Origin of the sequence: Nocardia sp. GTS18, assembly GCF_013839555.1 — a bacterium.
In the GTDB taxonomy this organism is placed as follows: domain Bacteria; phylum Actinomycetota; class Actinomycetes; order Mycobacteriales; family Mycobacteriaceae; genus Nocardia; species Nocardia rosealba.
Genome location: NZ_JACBIU010000058.1, coordinates 1 through 9,653, shown reverse-complemented (window position 1 = coordinate 9,653; position 9,653 = coordinate 1). Strand labels below are relative to the sequence as shown.

Sequence of the window (9,653 nt, the reverse complement as noted above, 5' to 3'; positions counted from 1 at the left end):
TTATATTTGTTTTAGTGTCACGCGGACAGACATAGTCAACACGTCTCAATTCTCCGGCAGCTTCAAATGTGTAAAGGAGCAAGGCCCGAACCAACGCCCCGGCCCGAAGAACATCGACGGCCCGGCACCGGCACCATAGAACCCGGCACCATGACCACCACCTCCGAACCCATGACCTCCCCCGCCGCACCCGACGATGCCTCGCAACGGCGCACTCCCCGCATCGCACACGCCGCGCGCCACCATCGGCGCGCAGGCGGCGATGTATTCGGGGGTCGCGCACAGCTGCGCCTCCTCGATGACCTTGTCCGGCGCGTTGCAGTACGCCGCCGCGGCCTTAGGATCGCGCAGCAAATCGAGAATGAACTGCAGGATCGCGTTCTCCAAGGGTGTGGTCATCGGAATCAGCTCCTCCGGGATCGGCAAGATGTTTCGAAGCTATGGCCGAGGGGCACCCCCTCGTAACGGGGCAAATCCCTATTCGTCGCATGGGGTGCCCGTTAGGGGATCGAGGGCCGTTAGGGGATCGGCCCCGTTATCGGCCTGTTCGCCGGTAACAGCAGACCGTCAGCAACCGACAATCGGGATAGCTCTCTCGATGATTTCCGTCGCTCACGTATCTGCAGAGGTTCCCCATGACAGACCGTCTCGCGCTCGGCGTCACCGTCGGTGCATCCCGTTCAGTTGCCGTAGCGACGGCGATCGACGGTGGTGAACCGATCGCGGTCGTTCGGCGACCCAGTGCAGTAGAAGTAGCCACGGCCGGCCCGGCGGTAATGATCGAGGGCTTCCTGGCCCGGGTCGGCGATCCGGTGCGGATGCTCGCCGAGGACGGTTCGTCGCATGTCGCGGCCGATCTGGTGGCCGCAGCGACCACTCAGCTGATCGACGAGGTCCGCGACCGGGTCGAGGGCGAGCCGACGGTGGTGTCCTGCCACCCCGGCTGGTGGACGGATGACCAAGTGCAGGCGGTGCGTTCGTCTCTCGACAACGCGGGCGCCAACGCGGTCGTCCTCGTCCCGGAACCGGTCGCGGTGGTCCGCCGCTACGAGGTCGAGCGCGGACTGTTCGACGAAGGCGCGCTGGTGGTCTACGACCTCGGCGCGAGCGGTCTGACCGTCTCGGTGGTCCGCACCGGGGAGCAGTCGGGCCTGCTGGCCACCCCGCTGCACGACACCGAGATCGCCGGCTCGGAATTCGATTTGCTGACAATGCGCTACGTGCTGTCGCACGCGCTGGGTGACCGGGAATTCGACCCGTTCGATCCGGCCGTGGAAACCGAACTCGCGGCCCTGCGCGAACGCGCACGCCTCGCCAGAGAAGAACTGTCACTCGACACCGCGACGGTGGTGGAGGTCGGCGCCCTCGGCGAGGCCGCGACCGTTCGTCTCGTCCGTCACGAACTCGAGGACCTGCTGCGCGGCTGCGTGCAGGATTCACTCACCCTGGTGCGCGAGGCTGTCGAGCGCGCGGGCGTCCGGCTCGGCGACATCACCGCCGTCCTGCTGACCGGCGGCGGCGCGCAGATGCCCTTGGTCGCGGAATTGGTGTCCGCGGAGTTCGCGCTGCCCGTCGTCGCGTGTGCCGATCCGGCCACCGCGAGCGCGGCGGGCGCGGCCGAGCTGGCCGCGGATCTGCGGGCGGCGGAATCCACTCCGCTCGTCCTTCCTCTCGAGGAGTTCGACGAGCCGACGGACATCGCCCCGGTCTCACTCGCGAAAGCCCTGCCCGTCGTCGACGACGAAGTCCCGGCGAAGAAGGTCGTCACCGGCAAGCGCCTGGCGGTCGTCGGCGCGGCAGTCGCCGTCTTCGGCGCGCTCACCGCGGGAACTCTGGCCATGTCACCCCAGTTCGCGACGCCGAGCAAGCCCGACGCGTCCACCGTGAACCCCACCGAGAACGCGCCGAAGAACAGCGGCCCCGGACAGGCGGTCGCACCGATCGCCACGTTCGACGCCGACGGCAAGCCGGTGGTCGGAACGCCGACCGTCGACGCGAACGGTCAGCCGGTCCCGGGTGCTCCCCTGCTCGACTCGACGGGTCAGCCGATCCCCGGCACCGTCACCCCGGCCGCACCGGTGAACTCCGCCGGCGGGACACCACAGCCGGGCGGCACCGCCCAGTCCCCGGCGACTCAGCAGCAGGTCCAGTCCGGCGGCGGAGCACCTGCCCCGCAGCAACCCGCACCGCAACAGCCCGCGCCCCAACAGCCGGCCCCACAGCAACCGGCACCCCAGCAGCCCGCGCCCCAACAGCCCGCCCCACAGCAACCGGCGCCCTACACCCCGCCGGTCCCCCAGGCTCCGAATGTGCCGAATGTCGGCGCCGTACCCGGCCAAGTGCTCGACGGCGCGGGCGAGGTGGTCGATGGGACCGTCGGCGGCGTCACGAAACTCCCCGGTGAACTACTCGGAGGCGGCAATTGAGCCCCATCGCGCTCGACACAGTCCCGCACGCCCGTGAGATTCTGCGAGCCGTAGACACTCCTGACGACCAGCCGGTGGTGCTGTTGCTGTCGGGTCGCTCCGGTACCGGCAAGTCGGTGTTGCTCGACGCTGTGCGCCGTCGGCTGCGCGGCCGGGGCGTCGCCGTGATCGGCCGGGCCCCCGAGCCCACCGACAACGGGGCCGTCGTGATCGCCGACGACCTGCACGACATGACCCCCGCCCAGCTCGATGTCCTGCGCACCGAGGTGGAATCGGGCGCCCGCTCCCTGATCTGCGCCACCCAGCCACGCCCCCAGCATCCCGAACTGCGCGCCCTGTGCGACGCGATCGGCAGGCAGGGCCGCCTGATCGAGATCCGCGCACTCGGTTGCGGTGAGATCGGTTCCTTCGCCCGCGAACTCGGGGTGTCGGTGCCGCGCCCGCTGGTCAACCACATCCACACCAGGACCGCGGGCATCCACGGCGGTGTCGTCGCGGCCCTGCGGGCGGCGGGTCAGGCCAAGCTCGACGCGGGCCTGCCTGCCGTCGACGCGGCCCTGTCCGCTTGGGCCCGTGCGCAATTGGCGGCTTTCGATCCCCCGCTGCTCGACACCCTCGTCGTCGCGGCGACCGGAACAGGCCTCGACGCCGGTGAGCTCGCCGAGGTGCTCGGGGTGGAATTGCCTGTCGCTCATGACCTGCTGGATCGGGCGCGGGCGAGCGCGCTGGTCACCGATGCCGACCTGTTGCTGAGCGCGGCCGTACCGCAACTGCGGCTGCTGCTCGGCGATCGCCGCTTCGTCGCGGTGCAGCGCAGGCTCCTCGACACCCGGCTCGAGGCGGGCCTGCTGCGCGACCACACCGGCCTGCTGCTGGCCGAGTCCGGTGTGCGCGACCATCGTCTCGCCGAATTCCTCTGCGCGGCAGCCCGACAGCAGCGTCCCGATGCCGCCCGCTACTACGCGGCAGCCGTCGCGGCGGGCACCGATCCGCGCCGCGTCACCCTCGCCTGGGCCGAAGCCGCCGCGAAGGCAGGCGACGACGACACCGCCCTGCGCCTAGCCGAACCCCTGCTCGACGGCGCCGGTGTCGACACCGCCGAACTCGCGGCCGCCGTCCGCGTCTGCGCGAGCGTGCTCACCCGGCGCGGCCTGGTCAGCCGGGCCGCCGCCCTCTACCGCTGGCTCGGCCCGAACCGGGTCGGTGCCGACTGGGCGATCGCGGCGACCGTGCACGCCCTGGCCGGTGACAGCGCCGCCGCCGCGGAGGCCGCGGCCGACGCCGAACACTGGCCGCCCACCCAGGCGGGTGCCGGTGCCCGGCTGATCGCGAACGCCCTGCTCACCTCCCTCGACCCACACGGCGCGGCCACCGCGGCCGCGATCTCGGCGCTGGTCCAGGCCGCGCGGACCAACGGAACCGGCACCACCCCGTGCAGCGCGGTGACCGTCGGCGCCCTGCTGAGTCTGAGCGCGGGCGAACCACGCCGCGCCGACGACGCGATCCGCGCCGCCGACGGCGAAGGCAAACAGCTCGGCGTGCTCGCGGCCTGGACCGCGCTGCGCATCGGTGACGAATGCAAGGCCGCCGAGACCATGACCAGCATCGATATCGCGTCCCTGGCCCCACGCGATCGCTTGCTCGCGCACGCCCTGGCGGTCGGCCTGGCCCGCCGCAGCGGTGACGCGCAGGCATTGCATGCCGCGTGGACCGCCGCCTTCCCGCTGTTCGACGAGGTCGACGTCGACCTGCTGAGCCTGCTCCCGATCGGCGAATTGTGGTTGGCCGGAATCCAATTGCGCGACGAGGGCCGCATCCAGCCCCTCGTCGAGGCCGCCACCGCACTGCTGCGCCGCCTCGGGCGCGCACCCGCCTGGACCAACGCCTTCCACTGGTACGGGGTGCAGGCGGCGATCGCCAAGTCCTCGCCCCAGCAGTTGCTGCCGCACGCGCACGCACTGAAGAACGCCGCCGCCGACGGCGACCCGCACGCCGCCGTCCTGGCCGATGCGGGCCGCACCTGGTTGCTCGTGCTGCGCGGTCAGGTCGACCTGCCCGCCGTGCACAGCGCGGTCCTCGCCCTCGCCCACCAGGGCCACACCTTCGACGGCGCCCGCCTCGCCGGCGATACCGCGCGCGTGATCGACGACCCCACCGCCGCCAGCGCCCTGCTGAAGCTGGCCCGTTCGGTGCGCATCCCCGCCCGGCTCGAGGCGCCCAAGAACGGCGACGAGACCTCGGCACCGCAGCCCGCTATCGAGCAGCGCGCGCTGAGCGACCGTGAACGCGAGGTCGCCGAGCTGGTGCTACTCGGTCTCACCTACCGGGAGATCGGCGCCCGGCTGTACATTTCCGCCAAGACCGTGGAGCATCACGTGGCGCGTATCCGACGCCGGATAGGCGCACGTTCACGATCGGAATTATTGTCGATGCTGCGCGCGATGGGACACGGCTCACTCCTGGTGTGACCGCCGGACTCGCCGCCCAACACCACGGACGTCGAAGCGAGGTAACCGGATGGCCACTGGAGTCGGCTTGCGTATCGCCGACGACGAGTGTGTCGCCGCGGTGGTCACCGACGACGGGGCGAAGCATTTCGTCGAGCGGTCGTCGGTACTGCACATGTCCGACGACGGTGACGCGGCCCTCGGCGACGCACCACTGTCCGGGCACGCGCACGCGATCTCCGGTTTCGTCCGCGCGATCGGCGATCCGGCCGGCGTCGATGTCGACGGCGGCGAGGCCTATCGGGCCGAGGATCTGCTGGCCACGGCCATGTTCTGCCTCATCGATCTCACCACCGAGCATCTGAGCGGCCCGGCCGAGTTCTACGCCACGCATCCGGCGCAGTGGTCACCGGAGGTGGTGCGCGGCGTCCGTGAGGCACTGGACTATCTGGGTCTGAAATCGGTGGCATTGCTCGGCGAGGACGAGCTGCCCCAGCCCGCCGAGGGCGCCGATCCGGGCAAGGCGTTCGCGTCGTCGGCCGCCGAGGCCGCGCTGGTCGCGGTGCTCGCGACCCCGGCCGGTGCGACACCGCCCGATCCGATCGTCACCGAGAACTCTTTGGTGAAGACCGATGTGATGCCCGCCGTCGAACCGCCGGTCGTGGTCGCGCAGGCGTACTCGGCGGCGATTCCGGTGCAACACCCGACCAAGGCGATGGCCGTCTCGGTGCCACCGCCCGCCCCTGCCCCTGCCCCTACACCGGCGCCTGCTCGGACCAAGACGCCGCTGTTGATCGCCGGGGCCGCGCTGATCGGCCTGGTGCTCGGTGGCATCGCGGTGTCGGTGCTGCTGCGTGGCACCGAGCCGACCGAGCCGCCGACCATCTCGGACGCGCACTCGGAAACGACCCAGCAACCGGCTCCCACTCCCGTGCTCGCTCCGCCGCCGCCGGAGACGACCACCGAGGAACCGGTCGTCACGACCACCCCGGAACCGACGACCACCACCGAAGAGCCGACCACCACCGAGGCTCCGACCACAACCACGCCGGCACCGACGACCACCACGCCGACGACGCCCGGTCGCACCACGACCACCCGGCCGTTCCCGTTCCAGCCCCGCGAGCCCGGCGAGCTACCGCCGCCGCTCGAGATCCCCGGCTGGCGCAAAACCGAAGCTGGTAGCGGGTAACCGCACCCCATCGCCGGGCGTGCCTTAGAGTGATGCGCTGACCGACATACCCGCCGCCGGCGGTGGTCTCGGTCACTCGTTCGGTGACGAAGGGATTTCATGCGCAAGTTGGTGGCGCGTCGCGCCGCGGTCAAGGCAGCCTCCGCCGGGTTCGCCGCGACCGTTCTTCTCGCCCCTCTGCTCGGCTCCGGTGTCGCTAGCGCGCAACCCGCTGCGCCGCAGCAGCTTTCGGCTGACGCCCTACCCGCCGAACTGGTGACAGCCATCTCGCGCGATCTGGGCATGACCCCGAACGAATACCTCGACCGCGCCGCGCGCGCCCAGGAGCTGCGCGCCTACGCCGCCGACTTCCGCGCCGAGAACCCCGACACCTTCGCCGGTGCCTGGCTCACGCCCGAGGGCAAAGCCGTTGTCGCGGTGACCGATGCCGAGACCGGCCGCCTCGCCGCCGCCGACGGCTACCAGACCCACCTCGCGCCCATCTCGGCCAGCGGCCTGGAAGGCGCTCTGCTGCAACTGAGTCAGTGGATCTCGAGCCTGCCGCGCGAGATCTCCGCGCCGATCAGCTCGATCGCCATCGACGTGCTCAACAGCCAGATCGTTTTGAGCGTCGCCAATTCCAGCACCGGCCATCTGCTGAACCTGCCGACCCTGATCGCCACCATCAAGGTGGTCATCACGCCGGGCGGCGGTGGCGAGGTGGTGAACCGGCCGATGGGTGGCGACACCTACATCACCGCCGCCAAGGACCTGCACGATGCCGACCTGCGCGGTGTCGACGTGTGCTCGTTCGGTTTCAACAGCACCGACGCGGCGGGCAACGCGCTGAACATCTCTGCGGGCCACTGCAATCCGAATGTCGACCACGGCACGCCCGCCAAGGTGTACGTGCCGAACGTGCGCGACATCCCCAACAGTCCCGAGGTCGGTCAGTTCGCCATGTCCGTGCTCGGCGGACCGGGCGCGCTGGACTACTCCGTCATCAAGCTCAACGAGCGTGCGGTGAACGCGGGCATGGACCAGGCCCGGGTGCGTGGCGCCAACGGCACCACCCTCGCCATCACCGGCACCGCCGATCCGGTGACCGGTGCGCCGGTCTGCAAAACTGGTCAGTCGTCCACCTTCACCTGTGGTTTCGTCTCGGCCGATCACGTGGAAACCCAGCTGTTCACCGCCGAGGGCATCAGCAAGACGATCCGTGGTTTCGCCACCAGCGCCTGCACCCTCGGTGGTGACAGCGGCGGCGCGATCGTGTCGGGCACCCTCGCGCTCGGCATCACCAGCGGCTCCAATGCCGCCGAGGCGCCCAACTGCACCGAGGCCAACACCCAGCTCGCGCCCTTCGGTGGCACCGCCACCCTCGGTGTGCCGATCCGGCCGATCCTGGCCGATATCGAGGCCAATTCCGGTGGCGGTCTCGGCAGCGGAATCATGGTGCGTACCAACCCCAACGCGGGTTAGTACCGGACGAATCACCGAACGGACCGGGTGAGTGAAATCTCTTGCCCGGTCCGAGTAGGCATAACCGGTCCGAGCCCATATAGTTCGATCATGCTCCTGCCACGTATGGGTCGCGCCCCCCTCGCACGAAGCTCGAGACGAGCTCGCAAGTCCGTGATCGCCGCTTCGGCGGCGATTCTGCTGTTCGGCCCCACGATGGCAGTGGCCGACGCCGAACCCGCGGTCGATCTGCCTGCCCAGCTGATCGAGGCCGTGAGCCGTGACCTGAAGCTTTCCCCGCAGGAATACCTGCGCCGTGCCGACGAGGCCCAGCAGGTCGCCGCGTTCGCCACCACCGCCCAGCGTCAGTTCCCGCAGGTGTTCGCCGGCTCCTGGCTCAACGACCAGGGCAACGCCGTTGTCGCGCTGTCCCAGGGCCCCGGTGCCGACGAAGCCCGTGCCGCCGCCGAATCGGCCGGTTTCGAGGTCCGCAACGTCGCCAAGAGCGAATCCATGCTGCGCGGTGAGAAGACCGCGTTCGAGAACTGGCTGGCCGCCGCGCCGCCGGAGATCGCCAACCTGGTGCGTGGCGTCGTCATCGACACCGTGAACAACGCGATCGCCGTGCGCGTCGAGCAGGCCGGGCTGCCGCTGCCCAGCTTCATCGACCCGGCCCGCGTCGTCGTCACCGCGCCGCCCGTGGCCGGTGAGAAGGTCGACCTGGAAGCCACTCCCGTGGCGGGCAACGGCACCGGCCCGATCGCCGGTGGCGAGGGCTACGCCGCCATCGCGGGCAACAGCTCGCTGCGCTGCTCGTTCGGCTTCAACGGCACCGATCGCTCCGGCAACGTCGTGAACATCTCCGCGGGCCACTGCAACCCGGACCTCGAGTCGGCGGGCACCGGTTCCGCCGCCGCCGTCTACGAGATGAACGGTGACCGCGCGGGCGCCCAGCTCGGCACCTTCCAGAAGTCCATCCTCGGCGAGCAGGACTACTCGATCATCCGCGTGAACGACAACGCGCGCGCCCGCTTCGAGAACAACCTCGTCACCGTCCCCGGCGCGGCACCCATCGCCGTCGACGGCGTCGGTGTGCCGGTCGTCGGCGCCCCCGTGTGCAAGTCGGGTTCGCGGACCGGGTTCAGCTGCGGCATCGTCAACGGTGTCGACCAGACCGTGCAGGTCGGCGATCGCCAGCTCACCCAGAGCTTCTCCGCCAACATCTGCGCGCTGCCCGGCGATTCCGGCGGTGCGATCGTCACCGGCCGCATGGCCCTCGGCATCTCCAGCGCCTCGTCGGTCGCCGACTACCCGATCTGCGAAATCCCCAACATCATCGGCGCCATCACCGGCGACACCCCCCAGCTCTTCGCACAGCCGCTGAGCGTGGTCCTGTCGGACAACCCCGGCCTGGCGGTTCGCACGAACTGATGCCTAGGCGGGCAGTGAGCATGCCCTGAACGACGGTGGAGGCCGGTAGCGCTAGAGCTACCGGCCTTTGCCGTTTCTGGGGGCCGCTGTGTGGCGGGGTTCCAGCCGTGTGGAACTGCCTTGGGGTTTTGTGCACCACGGGGGTATTGGGCTGTATTTTTGGAGCGCTGGCGCGCTCGAGCGCGGCCCCTGGAGGGCCGCGAGTTAGCCGCCGGTGCTCGCGCTGCGCGCATGCGCACCGGCGGCTAACTCGCGGCCGGGCCGCTACGCCGCTTCGCGGCGGACCCTCCGCGAGGTCGGGTCGTGCGGGGCTGGGAATGCTGTCATGGCGGACTGCTGGGAACCTATCCCGGGCGGTGAATCACCCAGGGGCCGACGACTCCCGCACTCCCAGCCCCACTGCACCACTCAGTACGCCACCTACCGCACTCCCAGCCACACCGCACCACTCCGGTCCGCCATGACCGCACTCCCAACCACGCACCCTTCCCGACCTCGAGGAGGGAACGCCGCGAAGCGGCGCAGCGGCCCGGCCGCGCGAACAGCGCTCGAAGCGCATGCGCGAAGCGCGAGTCTCGAGCGCTGTTCGCGCGGCCCCTCAGGGGCCGCGCTCGAGCGCGCCAGCGCTCCAACAAACACAGCCCAATACCTCCGTGGTGCACAAAAACACAAAGGTGGTTTCCACACCTCCCTGGTGCACAAAACACCAAGGTGGTC

General features: G+C 70.1%; 6 protein-coding genes. 5 read left to right on the top strand and 1 reads right to left on the bottom strand.

Features of this window, described 5'->3' with window-relative positions; genetic code table 11:
• Window positions 1–45: 45 nt before the first annotated feature.
• A complete protein-coding gene (locus HYG95_RS24285) occupies window positions 46–399 on the bottom strand; it encodes an IniB N-terminal domain-containing protein (RefSeq protein ID WP_181701392.1) in 354 nt (117 codons plus the stop codon).
• 236 nt (window positions 400–635) lie between these two features.
• On the opposite strand from HYG95_RS24285, the gene HYG95_RS24280 reads away from it, so the two are divergent.
• From HYG95_RS24280 to HYG95_RS24260, 5 genes are all read left to right on the top strand, one after another.
• The gene (locus HYG95_RS24280; protein WP_181701390.1) at window positions 636–2,426 is read left to right on the top strand and encodes an Hsp70 family protein; all 1,791 of its coding nucleotides are present in this window, start codon (window positions 636–638) and stop codon (window positions 2,424–2,426) included.
• On the top strand, window positions 2,423–4,894 hold the full coding sequence (locus tag HYG95_RS24275) for a LuxR C-terminal-related transcriptional regulator (RefSeq protein WP_181701388.1): 2,472 nt from the start codon (window positions 2,423–2,425) through the stop codon (window positions 4,892–4,894). Before HYG95_RS24280 ends, HYG95_RS24275 begins: the two co-directional genes overlap by 4 nt.
• A gap of 49 nt (window positions 4,895–4,943) precedes the next feature.
• Window positions 4,944–6,065, top strand: coding sequence for a hypothetical protein (locus tag HYG95_RS24270; RefSeq protein ID WP_181701386.1), 1,122 nt, complete (start codon window positions 4,944–4,946; stop codon window positions 6,063–6,065).
• 99 nt (window positions 6,066–6,164) lie between these two features.
• Entirely contained in the window at window positions 6,165–7,526 is a 1,362-nt protein-coding gene (locus tag HYG95_RS24265; protein ID WP_181701383.1) for a S1 family peptidase, read from the top strand.
• Window positions 7,527–7,616: 90 nt separating this feature from the next.
• Window positions 7,617–8,936, top strand: coding sequence for a S1 family peptidase (locus HYG95_RS24260; protein WP_225278288.1), 1,320 nt, complete (start codon window positions 7,617–7,619; stop codon window positions 8,934–8,936).
• Window positions 8,937–9,653 lie beyond the last annotated feature (717 nt).